At 51.8% G+C, this 21,461-nt stretch carries 21 protein-coding genes; 18 read left to right on the top strand and 3 right to left on the bottom strand.

Annotated elements, in window-relative coordinates:
- The first annotated feature begins 8 nt into the window (after positions 1-8).
- The 12 genes from C7820_RS08830 to C7820_RS08775 all read left to right on the top strand — a co-directional run bounded on the left by C7820_RS08830 (position 9) and on the right by C7820_RS08775 (position 11,950).
- A complete protein-coding gene (locus C7820_RS08830) occupies positions 9-1,295 on the top strand; it encodes a nickel pincer cofactor-dependent isomerase, group 22 (protein WP_116230633.1) in 1,287 nt (428 codons plus the stop codon).
- Entirely contained in the window at positions 1,296-2,069 is a 774-nt protein-coding gene (locus C7820_RS08825; RefSeq protein WP_116230632.1) for an SDR family oxidoreductase, read from the top strand.
- A 26-nt stretch (positions 2,070-2,095) separates the two neighbouring features.
- Positions 2,096-2,896 carry an ATP-dependent sacrificial sulfur transferase LarE gene (larE, locus tag C7820_RS08820; protein WP_116230631.1) on the top strand — a complete coding sequence of 267 codons (801 nt, stop codon included), beginning with the start codon at positions 2,096-2,098 and terminating at the stop codon, positions 2,894-2,896.
- A gap of 18 nt (positions 2,897-2,914) precedes the next feature.
- The gene (gene larB / locus C7820_RS08815) at positions 2,915-3,682 is read left to right on the top strand and encodes a nickel pincer cofactor biosynthesis protein LarB (RefSeq protein WP_397334112.1); all 768 of its coding nucleotides are present in this window, start codon (positions 2,915-2,917) and stop codon (positions 3,680-3,682) included.
- Positions 3,679-4,713: a nickel pincer cofactor biosynthesis protein LarC gene (gene larC, locus C7820_RS08810; RefSeq protein ID WP_116230629.1), complete on the top strand. Its 1,035-nt coding sequence runs from the start codon at positions 3,679-3,681 to the stop codon at positions 4,711-4,713. The genes larB and larC overlap by 4 nt, the downstream gene beginning before the upstream one ends.
- A 28-nt stretch (positions 4,714-4,741) precedes the next feature.
- On the top strand, positions 4,742-5,227 hold the full coding sequence (larC2, locus tag C7820_RS08805; RefSeq protein WP_116230628.1) for a nickel pincer cofactor biosynthesis protein LarC2: 486 nt from the start codon (positions 4,742-4,744) through the stop codon (positions 5,225-5,227).
- 136 nt (positions 5,228-5,363) lie between these two features.
- On the top strand, positions 5,364-6,743 hold the full coding sequence (locus C7820_RS08800; protein ID WP_116230627.1) for an amidase: 1,380 nt from the start codon (positions 5,364-5,366) through the stop codon (positions 6,741-6,743).
- A gap of 695 nt (positions 6,744-7,438) precedes the next feature.
- Entirely contained in the window at positions 7,439-8,941 is a 1,503-nt protein-coding gene (locus tag C7820_RS08795) for a spore germination protein (protein WP_116230626.1), read from the top strand.
- Positions 8,938-10,110 (top strand): Ger(x)C family spore germination protein, encoded by a 1,173-nt coding sequence (locus C7820_RS08790; RefSeq protein WP_116230625.1) that lies wholly within the window; start codon positions 8,938-8,940, stop codon positions 10,108-10,110. Before C7820_RS08795 ends, C7820_RS08790 begins: the two co-directional genes overlap by 4 nt.
- Before the next feature lie 10 nt (positions 10,111-10,120).
- Positions 10,121-10,354 (top strand): hypothetical protein, encoded by a 234-nt coding sequence (locus C7820_RS08785; RefSeq protein WP_116230624.1) that lies wholly within the window; start codon positions 10,121-10,123, stop codon positions 10,352-10,354.
- Between the two features lie 15 nt (positions 10,355-10,369).
- Positions 10,370-11,458, top strand: coding sequence for a GerAB/ArcD/ProY family transporter (locus C7820_RS08780; RefSeq protein ID WP_116230623.1), 1,089 nt, complete (start codon positions 10,370-10,372; stop codon positions 11,456-11,458).
- Between the two features lie 108 nt (positions 11,459-11,566).
- Complete coding sequence (locus C7820_RS08775; RefSeq protein WP_116230622.1) at positions 11,567-11,950, top strand: YciI family protein; 384 nt, start codon at positions 11,567-11,569, stop codon at positions 11,948-11,950.
- 13 nt (positions 11,951-11,963) lie between these two features.
- Here the strand turns inward: C7820_RS08775 and C7820_RS08770 are convergent, their stop codons facing one another.
- Entirely contained in the window at positions 11,964-13,178 is a 1,215-nt protein-coding gene (locus tag C7820_RS08770; RefSeq protein ID WP_116230621.1) for an MFS transporter, read from the bottom strand.
- A gap of 143 nt (positions 13,179-13,321) precedes the next feature.
- Here C7820_RS08770 and C7820_RS08765 point away from each other — a divergent pair, with 143 nt between their 5' ends.
- A complete protein-coding gene (locus tag C7820_RS08765; protein ID WP_116230620.1) occupies positions 13,322-14,185 on the top strand; it encodes a LysR family transcriptional regulator in 864 nt (287 codons plus the stop codon).
- An 80-nt stretch (positions 14,186-14,265) separates the two neighbouring features.
- Here the strand turns inward: C7820_RS08765 and C7820_RS08760 are convergent, their stop codons facing one another.
- Entirely contained in the window at positions 14,266-14,460 is a 195-nt protein-coding gene (locus C7820_RS08760; protein ID WP_105443075.1) for a hypothetical protein, read from the bottom strand.
- Positions 14,461-14,779: 319 nt separating this feature from the next.
- On the opposite strand from C7820_RS08760, the gene C7820_RS08755 reads away from it, so the two are divergent.
- From C7820_RS08755 to C7820_RS08735, 5 genes are all read left to right on the top strand, one after another.
- Positions 14,780-15,370 (top strand): ankyrin repeat domain-containing protein, encoded by a 591-nt coding sequence (locus C7820_RS08755; RefSeq protein ID WP_116230619.1) that lies wholly within the window; start codon positions 14,780-14,782, stop codon positions 15,368-15,370.
- 107 nt (positions 15,371-15,477) lie between these two features.
- Entirely contained in the window at positions 15,478-16,980 is a 1,503-nt protein-coding gene (locus C7820_RS08750) for a sensor histidine kinase (RefSeq protein ID WP_116230618.1), read from the top strand.
- A complete protein-coding gene (locus C7820_RS08745; protein WP_116230617.1) occupies positions 16,955-17,650 on the top strand; it encodes a response regulator transcription factor in 696 nt (231 codons plus the stop codon). The genes C7820_RS08750 and C7820_RS08745 overlap by 26 nt, the downstream gene beginning before the upstream one ends.
- A gap of 132 nt (positions 17,651-17,782) precedes the next feature.
- On the top strand, positions 17,783-19,264 hold the full coding sequence (locus tag C7820_RS08740) for an S-layer homology domain-containing protein (RefSeq protein WP_116230616.1): 1,482 nt from the start codon (positions 17,783-17,785) through the stop codon (positions 19,262-19,264).
- 241 nt (positions 19,265-19,505) lie between these two features.
- Positions 19,506-20,369, top strand: a complete 864-nt coding sequence (locus C7820_RS08735) for an SDR family oxidoreductase (protein WP_116230615.1) — start codon at positions 19,506-19,508, stop codon at positions 20,367-20,369.
- A 113-nt stretch (positions 20,370-20,482) separates the two neighbouring features.
- On the opposite strand, the gene C7820_RS08730 is transcribed toward C7820_RS08735, so the two are convergent.
- Positions 20,483-21,349, bottom strand: a complete 867-nt coding sequence (locus tag C7820_RS08730) for an SPL family radical SAM protein (RefSeq protein ID WP_116230614.1) — start codon at positions 21,347-21,349, stop codon at positions 20,483-20,485.
- Positions 21,350-21,461 lie beyond the last annotated feature (112 nt).

Genomic DNA, 21,461 nt, shown 5'->3' with positions numbered 1-21,461 from the left:
GAAAGCGCATGGGTATTTTGCAGGAACTTCTGAAGGATATTCCGATTCCGAAAATGGCCAAGGTCAACGTGCGGTTCAACGATGAACAGATCGTGGACCTTGGCAGCGACCTTGGAGCCAAGCTGCGTCAACCGCACATTATGGAGAAGGTCAAGCCCGGCATGGAAATCGCGATCGCTGTCGGCAGCCGAGGGCTTGACCGCATCGTGGAGCTAACCGCCGTAACCGTCAAAGCATTGAAGGAAGCGGGGGCCAAGCCGTTTATTGTGCCGAGCATGGGCAGCCACGGAGGTGCCACGGCGGAAGGGCAGCGGGAGGTGCTGGCGCATCTGGGCGTCACAGAAGAGAGCGCAGGCTGCGAAATTCGCTCCTCGATGGAAGTCGTTCAGCTCGGCGCGCTGCCGAACGGCCTTCCGGTGTATTTGGATAAATACGCCGCAGCGGCGGACGGCATCGTCGTCATTAACCGGATCAAGCCGCATACGGCTTTTCGGGGACCGGTGGAGAGCGGCATCATGAAAATGATCAGCATCGGCCTTGGCAAGCAGAAAGGGGCAGAGGCCTGCCACCAGCTAGGGTTTAAATATATGGCCGAGAACGTTCCGGCCATGGCCCAAATGATCATGGAGAAGAAGCCGGTCCTGTTCGGGGTAGCGACGATCGAAAATGCGTTCGACAAGGTTGCAGTCGTTGAGGTGCTTACGCCGGAGGAGATTACCGCCAAGGAACCGCAGCTGCAGCTTCAGGCGAAGGAACTGCTGCCGAAGCTGTTTTTTGACCAGCTGGAAGTGCTGATCATTGACGAGATCGGCAAAAACATCAGCGGCGACGGGATGGATCCGAACATCACGGGCCGATATCCGACGCCATATGCGCATGGAGGACCGGATGTCAACAAAATGGTCGTCCTGGATTTGACGCCGCAAACCGAAGGGAATGCAAACGGGGTGGGCACGGCGGACTTTACGACGCAGCGGCTTGTCGACAAGATGGATTTGGAGGTTACTTACGCCAACGGGCTGACGTCCACCGTCGTCGCGCCGACGAAGATCGCCACGACGCTGCCGAATGACAAGGAAGCGATTCAGGCGGCGGTGAAAACGAGCAATGTGCTGGATTTTAACCAGGCGAAAATCGTCCGGATCAAAAATACGCTCGTTCTGAGCCAAATCGAGGTGTCCGAAGCGCTGTTTGAATATGTGAAGCAGCATCCGCAAATGGAGCTGGCCTCGGAGCCGTATGATCTGCCTTTTGACGAGCACGGAAATTTACCGAAAACGGAGGAGAGTCAATAGATGACGACGAGTTTGTTTGATTTAACGGGGAAAACGGCGGTAGCAGTCGGCGGCAACAGCGTGCTCGGCTCGGCGATTGCCGAGGGCTTTGCTGAACACGGCGCCAAGGTCGCGATCGTCGGGCGGAACCTGGACAAAGCGGAGGAAGTCGTAAGCGTCATCCGGAGCCAAGGCGGGGAAGCGAAAGCATTTCAAGCGGATGTGGGCTCGCGGGAGTCCCTGGTCCAAGCGGCCGCGGACATTGAAGCATGGTCGGGCGGATGGGACATTCTGCTCAACGCTCCGGGTACGAACAGCACCACTCCCTTTTTCGAGCTGGAGATGGAAGAATGGGACCGCATTATGGACGTGAACCTGAAGGGCATCGTGCTTACCTGCCAAATTTTCGCCAAGCGCATGGTCGAGCAGAAACGGAAGGGAAGCATCATCAACATCTCGTCGGTGTCCTCGACGACGCCGCTCTCCAAGGTGTTTACGTATTCGGTGTCCAAAGCCGGATTGAACAGCGTCACCCAATTCCTGGCTCGGGAGTTTGCGCCGGAGGGGATCCGCGTGAACGCGATCATTCCGGGGTTTTTCCCCGCTGTGCAGAACCAGAAAATATTAAGCCCGGAACGGGTCGAATCGATCATGCGGCATACGCCGATGAATCGCTTCGGTACGCCGGATGAATTAAAAGGGGCCGCGATCCTGCTTGCTTCAGATCAGGCGTCAAGCTTTATCACCGGCTCGATGATCCGGGTGGATGGCGGGTTCGGCAGCATGACGATTTAATGGCCATACGGGAAGGAGGCAGGACAATGCTAACCGAAAAATACGAGAAACTGCAGTCCATCCTGCGGGAACTAAATTCAGTTGTCGTGGCATTTTCAGGAGGGGTGGACAGCACCTTTCTGCTTAAAGCGGCTGTCGATACGCTCGGCCCGGATCAAGTACTGGCGGTGACCGCAGATTCGGAAACGTATCCGTCAACCGAGCTTGCAGAAGCGAGGGAACTGGCCGAATGGATCGGAGCGCGGCATCAGGTCATTGAAACCTCCGAGCTGGCGATTCCCGGATATGCCGAAAACACGAAAAACCGCTGCTATTTTTGCAAAAGCAGTCTTTTCGACCACTTGGTTCCCGTACTGACGGAGCAATCCTATAAAAATATCGTTTACGGCGTCATTGCAGACGATATGAATGAGTTTCGGCCCGGCATGCAGGCGGCAAAGGAAAGGGGCATTCGCGGACCGCTGCTGGAAGCCGGATTGTATAAGGAAGAAATCCGTGAGCTGTCCAGAGGCTACGGCCTGCCCACTTGGGATAAGCCTTCTTTTGCCTGCTTGTCCTCGAGAATCGCTTATGGGGAACGGATTACCAAGGAGAAGCTGAGCAAGGTTGAAAAAGCGGAGGCCTATTTGAAATCGCTCGGCATTCGCCAGGTACGGGTACGCACGCACCAGGACACGGCGCGGATCGAAGTGGAACCGAAGGACATGCAGACCGTTCTGGAGCAGCATACACAAATTTCCGGCAGGCTGCAGGAGTACGGCTACAAGTACGTAACGCTTGACCTGGTGGGCTATCAGAGCGGCAGCATGAATAAGGTTTTGGCATAACGAAAGCTCTGGAAGGGGATGAGAACTTTGTTGGACGACGTTCTGGAGCAAGTACGCAGTGGAGCCCTGAGCGTGGCGGAAGCCAAAGCACGGCTGGCGGCATTTGAGGATCTCGGCTTTGCCAAGGTTGACCACCAGCGCAGTAAGCGGCAGGGTTTCCCTGAGATCGTCTATGGGGAAGGCAAAACGGCGGATCATATCATTTCGATTGCCTGCGCTTTGCAAGCCCGTGGCAGCAGCGTCCTGGTCACACGCGTGGACAAGGAAAAAGCCGAGACGGTGCTGCGGGCGTGTCCGGATTACAGTTATCACGAGACGGCAAGGGTCTTGTACTGGAAAAAGGAGCAGATGCCCGCTGACGATTCGCAAGGGTATGTCGCCGTGATTGCGGCGGGAACCTCGGATCTGCGCGTGGCGGAGGAGGCGGCCGTGACGGCCGAAGTGCTCGGAAGCAGGGTCCACCGGATCTATGATGTGGGCGTTGCGGGGATCCATCGCTTGCTCAGCCATTTGGAGGAAATCCAGCAGGCGACGGTTTCTGTTGTGGTGGCCGGGATGGAAGGGGCGCTCCCCAGCGTCGTGGGCGGCCTGGTCTCCTACCCGGTCATCGCAGTACCGACCAGCGTCGGGTATGGGGCTCATTTTCAAGGCTTGTCTGCGCTGCTGACGATGCTGAATTCGTGCGCCTCAGGCATCAGCGTGGTGAACATCGACAACGGATTCGGCGGAGGTTATAACGCCGCGCTGATTCATCAGCTTGTACATAGAGGGGGAACACGAACTTGAAAACGCTATACCTTGACTGCTTTTCCGGTATCAGCGGAGATATGTTCATCGGTGCGCTGCTGGATGCCGGCGGCGATGCGCAGCGGATGCAGACGGAGCTGCAGAAATTAAACATCGAAGAAGAATATACGCTGCAGTGGAGCAAGGTGAACAAGAACGGGATCATCGCGACCAAATTTGACGTGCATCTGCAAGAAGCGCATAAGAAAGATCACGATGAGCATCATCACGTGCATGAACATTCCCAAGCGGATCTTGAGGCCCAGGAAGGTTCAGGCGAAGCTCAATACGATCATGATGTAGCGCATCTCCACAGCCATAGCCACAAGCATGATCACGACCACAGTCACGAACATCATCTTGGACATGACCACAGCCACGATCATGTGCACGATCATGTACATGATCACCATCACGACCACGCGCACGATCATCATGCCCAAGATCACCATCATCATGACTATACACATCACCATCATAGCCATGATCATTCGCATAGTCACAGCCATCATCACCATCATCATCATCGGGCATACAAGGATATCGTCCAAATGATTGAAACTGCCGGTTTTGAGGAGCCGGTACGCGACACGGCGCTCCGTATTTTCAAGATCATCGGGGAGGCTGAGGGAAAGATACATGGCGTTCCGTTAGACGACGTTCATTTCCACGAAGTAGGCGCAGTAGACTCCATCGTCGATATTGTCGGTGCCTCGATTTTGATTCATGAAATGGGTATCGAAGCGATTCATTCCTCGCCCGTGCCCGTCGGTATGGGCAAAATCCGGATTGACCACGGTATTTACCCGGTGCCTGCGCCTGCGACGCTGGAGATTCTGAAGGGCGTACCGCTGGAAGCGTCGGATGTCCGCTTTGAGCTGACGACACCGACGGGTGCGGCGATCGTATCGGTGCTGGCGCAGCAGTACGGGCCCATTCCGTCTATCAAGGTGTCCGCCGTCGGTTACGGAGCAGGTACCAAAATGTTTGCGGACCGGCCGAACGTGCTGCGTGTCATCGTGGGCGAATAACGCTCTTGATCCGAAAGGAGTCTGTCTTATGAAATCCGAGCTGCCCCCAAATCATGAACATGTCGATCATGACATGGTGAAGATGGAAGTCAACTACGACGACATTTCGGGTGAATGGCTGGGCTACGTGATGGACCTTCTGCTCGAAAACGGTGCAAACGACGTGTTCTATACCCCCATTTATATGAAGAAAAACCGGCCGGGAACGATGCTTCAGCTGCTATGCGCCAAAGAAAAGATCGACCGGATGAAAGAAATCATTTTTCGCGAGACAACCACGCTTGGCATCCGGTATTATCCGCTCACGGTGCACCGTCTGGAACGAACGTTTACTCAGGTCCCAACAGAATGGGGTGCCGTTACCGTAAAATTGGGTATTCATAACGGGGAGACCGTTCAATGCGCTCCGGAGTTTGAGGATTGCAAACGAATAGCCAAAGAGAACAAGATCCCGATCAAGTCTGTTTACGAGCAGGTATGGAAATCCGTCGGGTTCCTGCCTACCAATTCGTGACGTTTTACAATTACCTTTTATTGGCAAAAACCCCATACGTTCTCTATCATTTCCGCATAGCTTAGTAGAGAACTGGACATGAAAGCTTCCCGAAAGGGAAGTTTTCGTTTGTCTGACTAAGAAAGGAGAATGAATGATGGGGAGAAAAACGATTCAGGAAATTCAATCCGGGTACAAAACAGGCTCTTGGACAACGCTGGACATTACGAAGCATTATTTGAAACGGATTAAAAAGAAAGATCCTGCACTCAATTCATATATTACGGTAGCCAAGGAGCGGGCAACGGGAGAAGCTAAGCGGCTCGAAGCCAAATCCTCATCGGGAGAGCAAACCGGTCTCCTGTACGGAATTCCGCTTTCCTATAAGGATAATATCGATACGAAAGGTATCCGCACCACTTACGGCTCCTCGATTGACGCCAATCACATACCAGACAAGAATGCTGCCATCGTCCAGCGGCTGCTGCTGCAGGATTCGATCCTGCTGGGAAAAAACAATCTGCATGAATATGCCCTTGGTGTCACCTCAAATAACCCGCATTATGGAGCTGTGCACAATCCATGGAATCATGAGTACACGCCGGGAGGCTCCAGCGGCGGATCGGCTGCGGCGGTAGCCGCTGATTTGACGACAGCTTCCATCGGGACCGATACGGGCGGCTCCGTTCGGATCCCGGCGGCATCCTGTGGCGTTGTCGGGTTAAAACCTACGTATAACAAAGTACCCACTGAGGGCGTATTTTACGTTTCTTGGACTCTGGATCATGTTGGGCCGATCACGGCCAATATGACCGACTTGGCAGTCCTGTTCGGTGCCATGGCGAAGCAGTCCTACCTGCCATATCTGAATCAAGACATCCGGGGGCTTCGTGTCGGCGTGCCGACCAGCTACTTTAACGAACACATCGACCCGGAAACCTATGCATTGTATCTTCAATCACTGGAGGCGCTTGAGTCGCTCGGTGCCATTCTCATTGATACGGACGTCTCTTTTGTGGAGGGGAACAGCGAGGTTTCGTTGACCATCGCCGCTTCCGAGGCCGGTTATGTCCACAAAAGCCGGATGGAATGCTGCTTATCGCAATACGGAGCGGATGCCAGAGCCTTTTTGGAATCGTCCCGGGATATCACCTCGCTGCAGTATATCGAAGCGCTTAAGACAAAAGAGATGTATATGAACATGTTCGATAAATTGTTCCGCGAACGCATTGATGTGCTGGCCACACCGACGATCCCGATCCCTGCGCGGAAAATCGGCGTGGACGAAGTCCGTTTTGGCGATTATACGGAAAGCGTGTTTGACGCAATGACCCGTTATACAGGCCTGTTCAACATGGTGGAGGTTCCGGCTCTGTCCATTCCTTGCGGGCTGACAAGCGAAGGGCTTCCCGTCGGACTGCAGCTTGTGGCCCGAAAGGATCGGGAAGATTTGCTGATTCGCGCCGGATACGCTTATGAGCAGGACCAGCTGAAGGAATTTTACCGTCTCCGGGATCAAATCTGCGCAGGATACTAATCAAGTGTCTTGAGGGGAACACTGTCTGCACTGCCGTGCAGCGGTGTTCCTTTGTTATTTTCTGTTCATCCGTAATTCCGGAAATATTAGAAATCTCTCGTTTACCGAATTTTTCAAGCTGTTCTGACCATACTAAAAACATGATCGAAGAAACTTCAAAGAAGCCAGACCGCGCTTAGAGGAAGTTTTTAGTGCGATATAAGGAAGCTGAATCTCCGAAGCCTGCACATTCTTATATCTAACTAAAAATGTATATTGATGTACCATCTAAGAAGCCAGACCGCGTTTAGCGGAAATTTTTATTGCGATATAAGGAAGCAGAGTCACCGAAGCTTACACTTTCTTATATCTAACTAAAAACATGATCGAAGAAACCTCAAAGGAGCCAGACCGCTTTTAGCGGAAGTTTTTAGTGCGATATAAGGAAGCAGAGTCTCGAAGCCTACACTTTCTTATATCTAAATAAAAATATCTATCGAAGTAACTCCTAAGAAGTCAGACCACGTTTAGAGGAAATTTTTAGTGCGATATAAGGAAGCGGGCTCATTGATGCTATTTCTTCCTTATATCTAAATAAAAATATGTATCGAAGAAACTCCTAAGAAGCCAGACCGCGTTTAGCGGAATTTTTATTCCGATACTAAAAAAATATATTTTGCCACCAGTATGGACCTTTGCCGGTTGGGGGTGTGGACATGCAAACCAATGAAGATGTGATCTTCTTAGCTCGCTTACAAGAAAATATCTCTCATCTGAAAGAGCGGTATGCGGATTGCTTTGATGTCGTGTTCCACGATTTCAGCTGCGGCCAAACTCCTGCGGTCATCGTCTACTTTATGGGTCTGACCGACAGCGACATGATTAACCGTTACATTCTCGAACCCACTTTGAAACAGTTGTCAGAAGACGGGGGCATCACCTTAGGGGATTTTTGCAAGTGCTTGCCGGTGTCCTCCTATACCATGATCCAAACGATGGATCAGGCGGTGATGGAGATTGGTGACGGCAATGTCGTCCTGCTAATGGATGGGGAAGAAAGGGCGATCTCTCTGTACCTGTCAAAATGGGAGCAGCGCTCGATCACGGAACCCGAGGCGGAATCCGTCGTCAGAGGCCCGCGTGAAGGGTTTATCGAAACGCTGATGGTCAATGTGTCCATGATCCGCCGCAAGCTGAAGTCGCCCGATTTGAAGATGAAGTCGATCCGGATCGGACGTTTTTCCCAGACCGAAGTTGTCGTCGCTTTCGTCAGCGGTATCATAGAATCCTCGCTGGTCACTGAAATCGAAAGCCGTCTTTCCCGCATCAACATCGACGGGATCTTGGAAAGCGGGATGATTGAAGAGCTTATCGAGGATAATCCATATTCGCCTTTTCCGCAATTACAGACGACAGAGCGGCCCGACGTGGTGGCAGCCAATCTGCTTGAGGGCAGAGCGGCCATACTCGTCGAAGGAACTCCCATTGCCTTGATTGCTCCAGCAACGATTTTTACCTTTCTGCAATCGCCGGAAGATCATTACCAGCGTTATTACATCGGCACAGCCATCCGCTGGCTGCGTTATTTTTTCGCGTTTATTGCTCTCATCGGGCCTTCATTCTATGTCGCTATCGTTACCTATCATCAAGAAATGATTCCAACGACGCTGCTGCTTAATATGACCAAATCGAGGGAGCAAATACCTTTCCCGGCTCTGGTTGAAGCACTGCTGATGGAAATTACGTTCGAAGCTTTGAGGGAAGCGGGTGTTCGGCTTCCAAAACAGATTGGTGCGGCGGTCAGTATCGTGGGAGCGCTGGTCATCGGTCAGGCGGCCATAGCCGCCGGCCTCGTTTCTTCGCCGATGGTCATGGTCGTAGCGCTCACTGGGATCGCCTCGTTTCTGATCCCCCATTTTGCTTTTGGCATCACGGTCCGGCTGCTTCGTTTTCCGATGATGCTGCTGGCAGGCTTTCTGGGCTTTTTCGGCCTGATGATGGGGATCACCTTAATCTTGACCCATCTGTTCGCACTTCGTTCTTTTGGCGTTCCTTATGTTACGTTGTCAACGGTCAGCAGTCTGAGTCAGCTGAAGGATATTCTGGTCCGCGTCCCAACTTGGAAAATGAATACTAGACCGCGAATCGGCGTTTGGAACAGGTATCGCCAAGGTGCTAACCAGCGTCCGGGACCCGGGCGGGGAGGCCGACGAAGATGAAAAGCGCAAGACTTGCTGCTGCGTTTCTTCTGTTTACGATCATCCCGCTCGTTACTGGGTGCTGGGACCGCACCGAGGTGAACGATCTGGCTTTAATTATGGGAGCTGGGATGGATGCTGCGCCAAACGGGAAAGTAGAGCTGTCCGTTCAAGTCTACACGCCCAACCAGACCAGCACGAGCAGCGACGCCGAGATGACGAGCAGTGGAAACGAAGGAGACATGGTTATCGTGAAAAGTGCAGTCGGGACGGATTTGGCGGATGCGGCCCAGCGGCTGCAGGAGGAAATGCCTCGCAAAGTCTTTTGGGGCCACAGCGAAGTATTTATCGTGGGGGAGGAGCTCGCCAAGAGGGGGATCATGGATCAGGTCGATTTTCTCTTTCGCCATCCCCAGCCGAGGGAGCATGCTTATTTTTTTATCAGCAAAGGAAGGGCTAAGAGCATTTTGAGCATAAACACGCGAATGGAGCGGGACAGCGCGGAAACCCTTCGCGAATTGACCGTTCTAGCCGGAGGCATGGGAGTTACGCTTAAAGACTTGGGAGGAATGCTGGCAGGTCGGTCGAAGGCAATTATCGTTCCTCTCATCGGGAAAAAGGAGGAATCTGGACAAAGCAATGCTTACCCGTACATTAACGGGGCGGCGGTTTTAATGAAGGGGAAAATGGCGGGTCAATATCAAGGAGAAGTCAAACGATACGTTCAGATCATCCGCAACGAGCTGGAATCAACGACGGTAACATTTCCTGTACAGGAGAGTAAGGGCGATGATGGGGGCATCATGTCCGTCCGGCTGATCAAATGCCATACGAAGCTAATTCCGTTGATTCGCAGAAATCAATGGAGTGTTATGATCCGGATTGAAGGTGAAGCAAGTGTGCTTCAGAATGAAACCCATGTCAATGTGATGCTGCCCCAAGAAATGCCTCGATTGGAACAGCAGCTGAACAAGGAAATCGAGTCCAAGATGAAAGAGACGTTTCGGCAGATCCAGGATGAGACTGGCGCCGATGTTTTCGGAACGGCCGATGCGTTTTGGCATAAGTATCCTACACGTTGGACTAAGGAACAGGCCCGATGGGATGAAATATTTCCTGAAATCAGCGTTTACGCCCATTCCGGTGTACATATTATTTCGCCTGGTTTTTCCGGTAAAACCTTTAAATGAGGGATAAGCGATGATTGTGCTCAAACTGCTTGGCATCACGCTGCTCTTTGTGGCCGTGTTTATATATGATTTTTCGAGTGTGGACCCCAAGAAGAAAAAGGAACGGGCAGCCATTGCCGTTATTACCTTCGCCGGGTGGGGTGTAGCAGTCATGCTGTTATTTGCTCCCGGCTTGCCCGGTCCGACCGAATGGATCAATCAAGTGACCAAACCGATCTGGGTTATCTTTTATCCCGAAGGCTAGGAGGGGGACGGCGGAATGGATAAGGAGAAAGTTTCGAATCTTCAACTGTGTTTGATGATGTACCTGATGATCGGCGGGACCTCCATACTCGTCGTGCCTTCTTTTACCGCGATGTATGCCAAGCAGGATATGTGGATTTCGCCGGTCATCGGCTCTGTCTTCGGTTTCTTCAGCGTGACTGTCGCTTGGCTGCTGTATCGGAGAAATCCGGGGCTTACGATGATCGAGCAGACGCAGCGCCTTTTTGGGAAGTGGGCCGGAAGCATTCTGGGCATCGTTTTCCTCTTATTCCAAATCGACGCGATCGGCTTGATTACCCGGGAATATGCCGAATTCATCGTACAAGCGTTTCTGCCCAAAACTCCGCTGGTTATGATTATCGGGTGTATTGTATTGACATGTTCATTTGCCGTCCGGTCCGGCGTGGAAGTGATTGGACGATTCGCGCAAATATTCGGCCCGATTTTTTTGTGCTTTGTCCTGGCGATTTTTCTGTTTCTTCTACCGGAATATCGTTTTTCCAACATGCTCCCCATTCTGGGAACCGGAATCAAGCCTTCGCTAAAAGGCTCTTTAGAGCCTTCGGTTTGGTTTATGGAATTCATCTTGATTTCATCGGTCTACCCGTCCGTCCGAAATGGAGACAACGGCCTCAAGGGTGGGCTGTTTGCCGTATTTCTAATGATGATCACGATGGTCATCACGAATTTTACTTGTTTGTTTTTGTTTGGGGAATCGACTGCCAATCTCACCTTCCCGTTCCTGTCTGCTTCGCGCTTTGTGAATATCGCTGATTTCTTTTCGCATGTGGAAGCCATTGTGATGGCGCTGTGGATCCTCGGGGGCTTTGCGCAAATTTCGATGTGGTATTACACGCTTGCTCTGGGAACTGCCCAATGGTTAAAGATGACGGATTTCCGTCCACTGGTATTTCCGGTTGGGCTGCTGATCGGTGTGTTCAGTATCTGGGTGGCCAAAAATTTCCAGCAAATGCTTCATTATTTTCCCACTGGGGGAACGGGCAGTTCCATCATCGCTTTGCTGCTGCTGCCGATCCTTTTACTCCTGGTCAGCCTTGTCCGCGGAAGCGGAGCTCGGAAATAAACTTTTTTCTTCGTCCTTCGCAAAGAAATGTCGATCCGGGAATATCTCTCTCGTCGTCTTATATAGGCAGCGTTATAATGCTGTATATGACGATGAGGAGATGAAGTTATGAAGTATTTGTGTTTGGGTTACCTGGAACCGGATCTGATGGATGCCAAACCCCAGGATGAAATCGACAGAGTGATGCAGGAGTGCAAGCCCCATCTTGAACAGTTGTATCACAGCGGGAAGGTGCTTCTCGACGCCGGCCTGGACAAGGCCGCGACGACCCTGCAGCGCAAGAATGGAAAGCTGAGAATGCTGGATGGTCCATTTACCGAATCAAAGGAGCTGATTGGTAGCGCGTTTCTGATCGAAGCCGAGGATCTGGAAGATGCGGTCCGTGTGGCATCTCTTCATCCGGCCGTTCAGGTGAGCGCGGGCGAATCGTTTGGCTGGCGCATCGAAATTCGCCCGATTCATCATTTTGAATTGTTCAGTCCAGAGGGATAACTTTCGATTTCATTTATTTGTTTAACTTCACTCTTACAAAAACGGCGCCCGCGACCGAAACCGCCCCCAAAACCGCTGCAAACAGCGAGGCACCCAGGGAGATGCTGGTCATATCGATCACAAATCCTGTTCCGATCGGCAGCAGTGCGGCAGGTACATAACCTCCGATATTCAGTACCGCGTTGGCTTCGGCGCGGCGGTGTGCCGGAACATGCAGGCTGATCAGCGTCAGGCCTCCGAGCTGCCCTAATCCCTGTCCTGCACCGGCGAATACAGCTGCTATGACCAGCAAAACGGGTGCCGAATCAATGACAGCAGCAACCAGGCATATCATGGACAAAAGGGTTGCCGCACTTCCCAGGAGAAACAGGCTGCGTACCGGCAGCCTTTTGACAGCGAATTGTATTCCCGTGGCCGCCAAGAACATAATACAGGCCGTTCCTCCAGCTACCAAGGGACTGGTCACATGGAGCAGTTTGGACAGCAGCGACGGACCCAGCGACAGCACAAAGGAAGTCGAGGTAATGCCTGGAGCAAACGCGGAAATTCCTAAAGCTAAATGCAGGCGATTTTGCTTAGGAACTGTTGGAAAGCGCAGTTTCCATCCTTCGCTTGCAGGATGCTGCCGGGAGGGGAGGCGGGCTGCCACCATGAAGGCTGCTGCCAAAATAATAAGTTGAGTGGTAAACACCGTGACAACATGATGCTCAAGAAACTCCGCCATCATTCCGGCCAGCAAAGGTCCTAGCCCGGCTCCAAGGACCATGGCCACAGAGGCGGCAAGGGATGCAACCTGTTTTTTACTGTGTCCGCCTGCGTCCACTACAGCAGCCATGCCCGCGGAGACGATGACGCCGACGGCTATGCCTGTCAGCAACCGCGCCGCCAGCAGCATGCCGAACGAATCGGCCGAAGCAAACAGCACACAAGCCGCCATCGCTGCTAATAGACCCGGATACAATACGGCCTTGCGTCCGAAGCGGTCCGATAATTGGCCGGCTGCGAGCAGCGTGCCGAGCAGGCCCAGAATATAAGCGGCAAAAATAACCGTCAACGTTCCATTCGAAAATCCCATCGCCGTCTGCCATTGCACATACAACGGTGTTGCTGAATTGGACAGCATAAATACGGCTGTTACGATCCAGGCGGTAGTCCAGATGCGGCGTGTTGATACGCGGGAGTCCTCTGATGCCTGAGGAATTTCCGCGTTTTTTGTATGATCGATCAAGGTAATCTCCTCCTATTCAACCAACTCTTTGAATGTGTGTAGGGCATCAGTGTTGTCATGAATTTAGAATACGTTATAATAGTTCATAACTGAAATACACATTTGTAATAGGAGAGATAACCATAAGGTTATGTTGAAGAGCGATGAATTTAAACTTGAACCATCTGAATGTCTTTGTGGCAGCCGCCGAGAAAATGAACATTACCGGAGCGGCGAAAGCGTTGTTTATATCCCAACCCGCTGTGAGCAAAACGATTAAACAGCTGGAAGATGCGCTGCAAGTGAGGCTGTTTGTCAGGGATAAGCAGAAGGGGATCATTCTGACCGATGTCGGCAGGGAGATTCTGACATTGGCCAGGCAGATGCAGTCCATTGAAAATCGTATTTTCCAGGCAGCCAGCCGGGAGAACCAGCTGTTAACCGGAAAAGTCAAAATCGGCTCGTTTCCAGCGGCATCGACCCTGTTGCTCCCGGAGGCGATCTCCAGGTTCCGGGCTAAGTACCCACAAGTTCAAATCGAGCTGAGTGAGGGGGTATCCGACCAGATCAAGGAATGGGTTACCGACCGTACCGTGGAAATCGGGCTAGTCGCTTCTCCGTTTGAAGGATTTGAGCATCATAGCCTGGTTCAGGATCACATGGTGGCCGTTATTCCGGACGATCATGAGCTGCAGAATACAGAGATTGTGGATCTCAGAAAATATGAGCAAGACATGATTTATTGTAAAGGCGGACATAAGGCGGCGTTGAACCGTGCAATACAACAGCACCATTTTAATCTCGAAAGCAACTTGACCGTCCAAACCGCCGAAACCTTGATCCAGATGGTCCGCAGACGACTCGGAATCGGTCTTGTTTTCGATTTTACGCTGTCTTCCGTGTCCCATGAACTTATCGTAAAGCCCATTACGCCGGTCATCACCAGGGAGATCGGGATCATCGCGCTCTCATTTGCGGAGATTTCACCAGCATCCATGGAGTTTGTTCGAATGATGAAAGAATCATGAAACAAGCCGCTTCCGGTTATGCCGGTGCGGCTTGTTTGTTAATATATTCAATCGATGGCTGTTCGGAACGGAAACTCCCCTTAGCGGCTGCTCTGACGATTCTCAACAGACTTCATGCGGTTTTGTTCATCGGGCGCCCGGTCATGGCCGAATTCCTGGCCGGCTTCCATTTCGGTGTGTCCCGACTGGCTGCGGGCAAATTCAGTGAATTCCGCCTTTTGCTCATCTTGCTCATGCTTTTGTTTCAGTATCTTTTTCGGATCTTGGGTTGTCATGGGGAAAGCCTCCTCGATTCAAATTCACTTTCTTATTATTACCCGCCTCGATGTTTGCCAAACTTACGCGTCATGTATGTATAACGATGAAACGCAGGATTTGTTATATGAAAAAAATAAGTGAAACAAAGGTTTTAAATATTTTGCATATGGAGTAGAGCGTGTTAGCATGTCGTTGAGTAGGAAAAAGGGGATTTGATCTATGATTCGTCTCTTTTTATGTATCGTTTGTATACTTTGGCTCAGCTCATGCGACATCATGCCGGGCTCTTCAAGAGAACAAGCGAAGGAACAATTGTCATCAACGGGGGTGGAAACGGTGACTCAGCAATTCATACAAGCGGCGGAAGCAGGTGATCTTGAGGCGGTACAGAACCTGCTTCAGGACGGAATCGATATTAACGCACAGGATGAGCGCGGCAGAACGGCCGTCATGGCTGCGACGTACAACCATCAGACGGAGATGGTCCGGCTGCTGATCAGCAAAGGGGCGGACATCAACATCAGGGATCATCTGCTCAACAATGTATTTCTGTATGCCGGAGCTGAGGGAATGTTGGATATCGTCCAACTGGCGATCGACGCTGATGCAGACACCAAACTGACCAACCGCTATGGCGGGACGGCGCTGATCCCCGCTTCTGAACGGGGCCATGTCGAAGTGGTCCGGGAGCTGTTGACCCGCACCGATATCGATGTCAATCATATCAACCGCCTGCACTGGACTGCTTTGCTGGAAGCGGTCATTTTGGGAAACGGCGGGGAGAAGCATCAGCAAATCGTCCGGCTGCTGGTCGATCATGGCGCGGATAGGGAGATCGCGGATGTGGAATGCATCACTCCGCTGCAGCATGCCCAAAGCAAAGGTTATAACGCAATCGCCGCAATACTGGAACGAGCAGGTTCGTAGCGATCAGCATATCCGCTAAAATAAAGCATGTGATCATCCATGCGCTAAAGAGCGAACGGTCCTGACCGTTCGCTTTTTCTGTACCTATCAAAGACGGAGGTGAGCAAGTGTCCATCCGCATCAAGCTTTTATTATCCTATACTGGCATGCTGCTCATCAGCCTGTTGGTCTTTGCCATGACGGCGAGCCTGTTTACGATCGCGGCGACGGGCGACGTGCACAGCCTGCGCGATTTTTACAAAGTCCACTATCAGCTCAATCCGCTGACGGAACAAGAAGAATCTATTTTTTTGGAATTGAAGTATCTTGCCAAAAATGAGCCGGATCGATTGCAGGAACAGCAGCTGCTGAAGGATTTCGATTTCAAGCTCAAAACGGTTAGAGCCGGGCTGTATGTACGCCGTGAGAGCGGACGCATCTACCAGTCGTATACGTTCAACCAGCCTGAGCTGGAACGGCATCTGCCGCCTTATGACCTGAACAACAACCAAATTCGCAGTACGTTTAATATCGGTGAGCGTTTTTATGCGTACGCCAAATACGACTTCCATTACTCGGACAGCCAGAAAGGCAGTGTGTTCGTCATCCGCGAGCGGAGTCCGTTTGGCGAAGTCACGAGAAAGCTACTCCCGGCATTCGTCATTAGCTTGGCAGGCATCATCGTGATATTCAATGCGCTGCTTTTCCGCTGGATTACGCGCAGCGTTGTTAAGCCGTTGGACCGGCTACGTCACTCGGCAGAGCACATTCAGCGGGGCAATCTGCAATTTTCGCTTGAACCGAGCACAAAGGACGAAATCGGACAGCTGAATGCAGCTTTTGAGAATATGCGGAAAAGGCTTCAGGAGTCGGTTCAGCTGCGGCTCGAGGATGAGGCGAACCGGAAGGAGCTCATCTCGAACATTTCCCATGACCTGCGGACACCGATCACCAATATTAAAGGCTATATTGAAGGCATTCGAGATGGAGTGGCAGATACACCCGAGAAAATGAACAAGTACGTCAACATCATTTATTCCAAAGCCGTTGACCTGGACAAGCTTGTGGAGGAGCTGTTCCTGTACTCCAAGCTGGATCTGAAACAGGTGCCGTTCACGCTTGTGGCGGTTGATATCGTTGACTTTCTGGACGACTGCATCGAGGAGCAGCGATACGTTCTGGAAGAGAAGGGAGTGGTCATCGGATGGGCTCATCGGCCAATTCCGCCGGTCAACGTATTTGCCGACCTCGAAAAAATAAAGCGTACCGTTCTTAATATAATCGGGAACGCTCAGAACTATATGGATAAAGAACATAAGAACATTCATATTTCCGTTCATCCTGAACGGGATTGGATAACCGTCGAAATCCGGGATAACGGGACGGGGATTCCGCAAGAAGCGCTGCCGCATATTTTCGAACGATTCTACCGCGCCGAAGCTTCGCGGAATTCTTCAACCGGAGGCAGCGGTCTGGGACTGGCCATAGCCAGCCAGATCATTGAGGGGCACGGGGGCAGGATCTGGGTGGAAAGCGAGGTAGGTGTTGGTACACGCCTGTTCTTCACGCTGCGGCGTACCACATACGAAGGAGGGGAAGGCAGACATGGCCGGCAGCATTCTGATTATTGAAGACGAGACGACTATCGCGCAGTTGGAACGGGATTATTTTGAATTGAACGGATTTCATGTGGATTTGTGCCATCATGGAGACGAAGGGCTGCGGCTTGCTCTTGAAACGGATTACCATCTTATCATTGTCGACCTGCAGCTGCCGGGATTGAACGGTTTTGAATTATGCAGCAGGATCAGGCAGGCGAAGGAAGTCCCGATCCTGATCGTCTCCGCCAAAAATGAAGAGATCGATAAGATCCGTGCGTTTAATCTGGGGGCCGACGATTATATTACGAAGCCGTTCAGCCCGAGCGAACTGGTAGCCAGGGCAAAGGCGCATTTGACCCGGTATGAACGGCTGATGAGCAGGCATGAAGCGACCCACAAAACCGAAATCCATATCCGCGGCCTGGTTATTGACCAGGCGGCACGCCGGGTGTACGTCCGCAATAAGGAGGTTATATTTACTTCCCGTGAATTCAGCCTGCTCGAATTTTTGGCCAGCCATCCGAACCGGGTATTCAGCAAAAGCGAGCTGTTTGAACGGATTTGGGGCATGGACTCGAACGGGGATATCGCGACCGTCACCGTACACGTACGGAGACTGCGGGAGAAGATGGAGGTCGATCCGTCCAACCCGCAGTATATCGAAACGGTATGGGGAGCGGGATACCGGTTCACCGTGTGACCGATTTAATAAATTGTTAATATAAAGTTTCGATTTTGTTTATGCCGGGTTTCTTGGCTGTTTATCCGTCTCGTTTACGATAGGGACATGACAAACACCAATCCATCTAAGGGATTGAAGGAGGAACCATCGATGAATAAACATGCTAACAAACTGGCCGGCCTGATGCTGGCCGCAGCTTTGGGAACAGCCGCCTTGCCAATCGGTGCCGTGCATGCCGCAGGCGATTCAAGGGCGCTGGGAGAAGGAGATATCAGTCAAGCCGTCCGTCAGTTATCGCAGCTTCATATTATGCAGGGGTACGAGGACGGTTCACTCGCCGTAGAACAGCCAGTCACACGTGCGGAGCTGGCCAAATTGCTTGCCCTGACGTTTAATTTGCAGGGTGCGGATCAGGCACAGCAGGGATTCACGGATGTCAATCCGCAGGCGTGGTTTTCGAAATATGCCGATGAAGTGGCAGCACAAGGGATCATGCTGGCAAATGATGGCCGTTTTGAGCCCCGCGGGACCGTAACGAAACCGGAACTCGTGCAGATCGTAACCAAAGCACTGAAGAGGGATGCGAAATCCGTGGAATACTGGGCTGAAAGCCTTGACCAGGGCAGCGGCCCGGTCGCTCGCGGAGAAACTGCGTATTTACTGAGCATGGCGCAGCGGGCGATCCCGTCGGACAAAGCCAAAATCACCAGCATCCGTTCCTTGAATGCGATTACGCTGATCGTGACGTTCGATGCGCCTTTAACGGCGGACAACGAGGCGTTTACGAAAGCAAAAGAAGACTTTGCCTTCACCGGCGGTCTTACGTTAACCAATCTTCCGCGGCTAAAAACGGGTTCCATCGCTACTTATATTGTACCAACCTCCGTTCAGCAGCCGGGTGTCCAATACTCCCTGACCTACAGAGGAGCAAACGCGGGGACTTTTACCGGGAATGCAGACAAGCTGAACATGACCGAGGCCAGACAGGTAACGAATGATACGTTTGAGCTGGAATCCCTGCAGGCGAACGGCGTGGTAGACTACGGATATGTCATCTCCGCATACAGTGCCGGCCGGGGAGCGGCTGCCTTCGTCCTGGACGAAAACAACCGCGCCAATGGCAAAACCTATCAGATCATTTCCTCCGGACAAGCCAGGGAGGTAACGATCACGCCGGAGGGCGGACAACCGATGGTAGCTAAATATGTACCGTTCACGCAGTCGACCGATGGCAGACAGGAACCGAAATTCCGCCTGCCTGAGGGCAAAACCCTGACTCCGGGCGTCACCTATACCGTGACTTCGGATTGGGCGCAGATTGGACGCCCGTCTTTCGTGGCGCAGAGCATCGCGCCGCTTGACATCGTCGGTGCCGAAGCCGTGAGCGAGACTTCCATTACGGTTGCGCTATCGGAAGACCCGGGAGACGAGCTGTTCTCGGGCCGCAGAGTCGAGCTGACGGATGCGGAAGGGCATAAGCTGACCGCCGAATATAAATACTCCAGCCGCAAAGGGGCCGTGGGTATCTTCGATCTTGCACCAGACAGCAAACTTGTGAAAGGCACAACCTACACCGTCACGCCGGTGGGGGAATGGGCCGGATCTTCCCGGACTCCATTAACAGCGAATTAAATCTTATACGCTTCTTGCTTGTTTCGGCTGCCGGATGTCCGGCAGCTTTTTACTTTTCTTTAACGCTTAAGTTTAATCGGATCATTGCTAGCTATGAACAGATAACGAGCAAAGGGTTAGTCGGTTGACACACGATAATCCTGTAACTATAATAGTTACATAACTGATTTGTTACTAATATGGTTACAATTAAGATCATCATGTGACAATAAGATCATAACGCTACAATGGAGGAATCAGGATGAAATTATTAGTTACCGGAGCCACAGGGAAGCTGGGCAGAAAAGTAGTGGAGAACCTTTTGCAGACTGTCCCTGCAAGTCAATTGGCGGTCAGCGTGCGCAACCCGGACAAGGCTGAAGATCTTCGGGCCGGGGGCGTTGACGTCCGCCATGGTGATTTTGACGTGCCGGAAACGTTGGATAAGGCCTTTGCCGGGATTGACCGGCTGCTGATCATTTCCGCGGATGGAGACAACGAAACCCGGATTCGGCAGCATACGAATGCGGTGGAAGCTGCCGCACGAGCCAAAGTTGGTTTCATCGCCTACACGAGCTTGGGAAATGCAGCTGAGAGCAAGCTGTTTCTTGCGCCACCTCATCAAGCAGCAGAGCAAGCGATTTTGAAGACGGGCATTCCGTATTCGTTCCTGCGGAACAACTGGTACCTGGAGAATGAGATTCCGAGCATTCAGGGGTTTCTAGCTGGAGCACCATGGGTGACGTCCGCAGAATCCGGCAAGGTTGGCTGGGCGCTGCAGCAGGAGTATGCCGAAGCGGCTGCTGCTGTTTTAGCGGGGGAAGGTCATGAGAACACCGTGTACGAGCTGTCCGGCAAACCGCTGACACAAGCGGAACTGGTGACTGCACTGGGCGATGTGCTGGGTAAAGAGGTACCGCTCCAGCAGGTCGACGACGAACAATATGCTGACATCATGAAACAAGCAGGAGTTCCGGAGTTTGCACTCCCGATCGTTGTAGGCATTCAGCAGGGGATTCGTGAGGGGCAGCTTGAGATCGAAAGCCAGGATTTCGAGAAGCTGCTTGGCCGTCCTTTAACACCTATAGCAAAAGCACTGGATCAGATTGTAAGCGGGCTTAAATAAGTGAGCATCAATCGTTGGCCTAGATCTTGATATGGCATGAAGAAAGCTGCAGAACCAACAGGTCTTTTATGACCCGGTCTGCAGCTTTTTTACTGGTGTGAAATCTGGTGGTCTCACTCGTGTTCATCTCTCTTATTTTCCGTCTGTTTCATTGGGAAAGCTTCCTCTTTAGAAACGCGAATCCGGTCCGGCGGAAAGTGTTTTTGGAAGTACTTCAATACCCGAAGATGGATATCTCTGTCGTACCAAGGGGTTAATCCATGCTCCTCAAAAAGTGCTGGCATACCCAGTCTGGCTGAACGCTTACCAAGCATACCGTCTCCAATCAGTAATGTATCGATCCACACGTAATCTGCAATTCCGCTTAAAGTCTTGGGGAAATCAGGTGTGAACGGCAGTACCGGCGAGATGGAAGCCTGCGTTCGGATTCCTGCTTCATGAATTTCCTGTAAGGCACGAAGACGGAGGCGAATACCAGGTGCCTGCGGGGCAAAGATCCGCTTCATATCCTCCCGGTCGGTCTCCACTGTCATTGATACCAGCAGTTCGCATTTGTCCTTAAGCTGAGTCAACAAGTCAATGTCCCTCGTGATGAGCGGTCCGCGCGTTTGAATTTGCAGCGAATCCGGCGGATCGCTGATCATTTCCTCGAGAATCCCCCGGGTTATGTTCGCTTTGCGTTCCATAGGCTGATAAGGATCGGTGGCGGATGACATAAAGATATGAACCGGTTTGTTTTTCTTCCGCAGCTTTAATATCTCCTTGCGGTAATTTTCAGCCGCGTTCGTCTTGACCTCCAGCCAGGTTCCCCAGGGCATGTCTTTAAATTTCTGGATAGGCATTTCCCTTACATAACAGTATTTGCAGGCAAAGGCACAGCCGCTGTATGAATTTAACGAGTGGGTGAACCCCACATCCAAGTATCCTTTTACTTCAGTGAGGATGGTTTTGGCCGTGATTTCCTTCGTTTCGATGTTCATATCCACAGCTCCTTTCCCATATTGTAACCGATGTGGCGGAGGTATAGGGAGAGAACTCGTTATGGTTGACATAATAAATATTACGTAATCATCATTATAGCCATATAAAGCA

Origin of the sequence: Paenibacillus sp. VMFN-D1 (assembly GCF_003386155.1) — a bacterium.
Classification (GTDB): domain Bacteria; phylum Bacillota; class Bacilli; order Paenibacillales; family Paenibacillaceae; genus Paenibacillus_AQ; species Paenibacillus_AQ favisporus.
The sequence above is the reverse complement of the archived record's forward strand: the minus strand, read 5'-3'. Positions and strand labels throughout refer to the sequence as shown.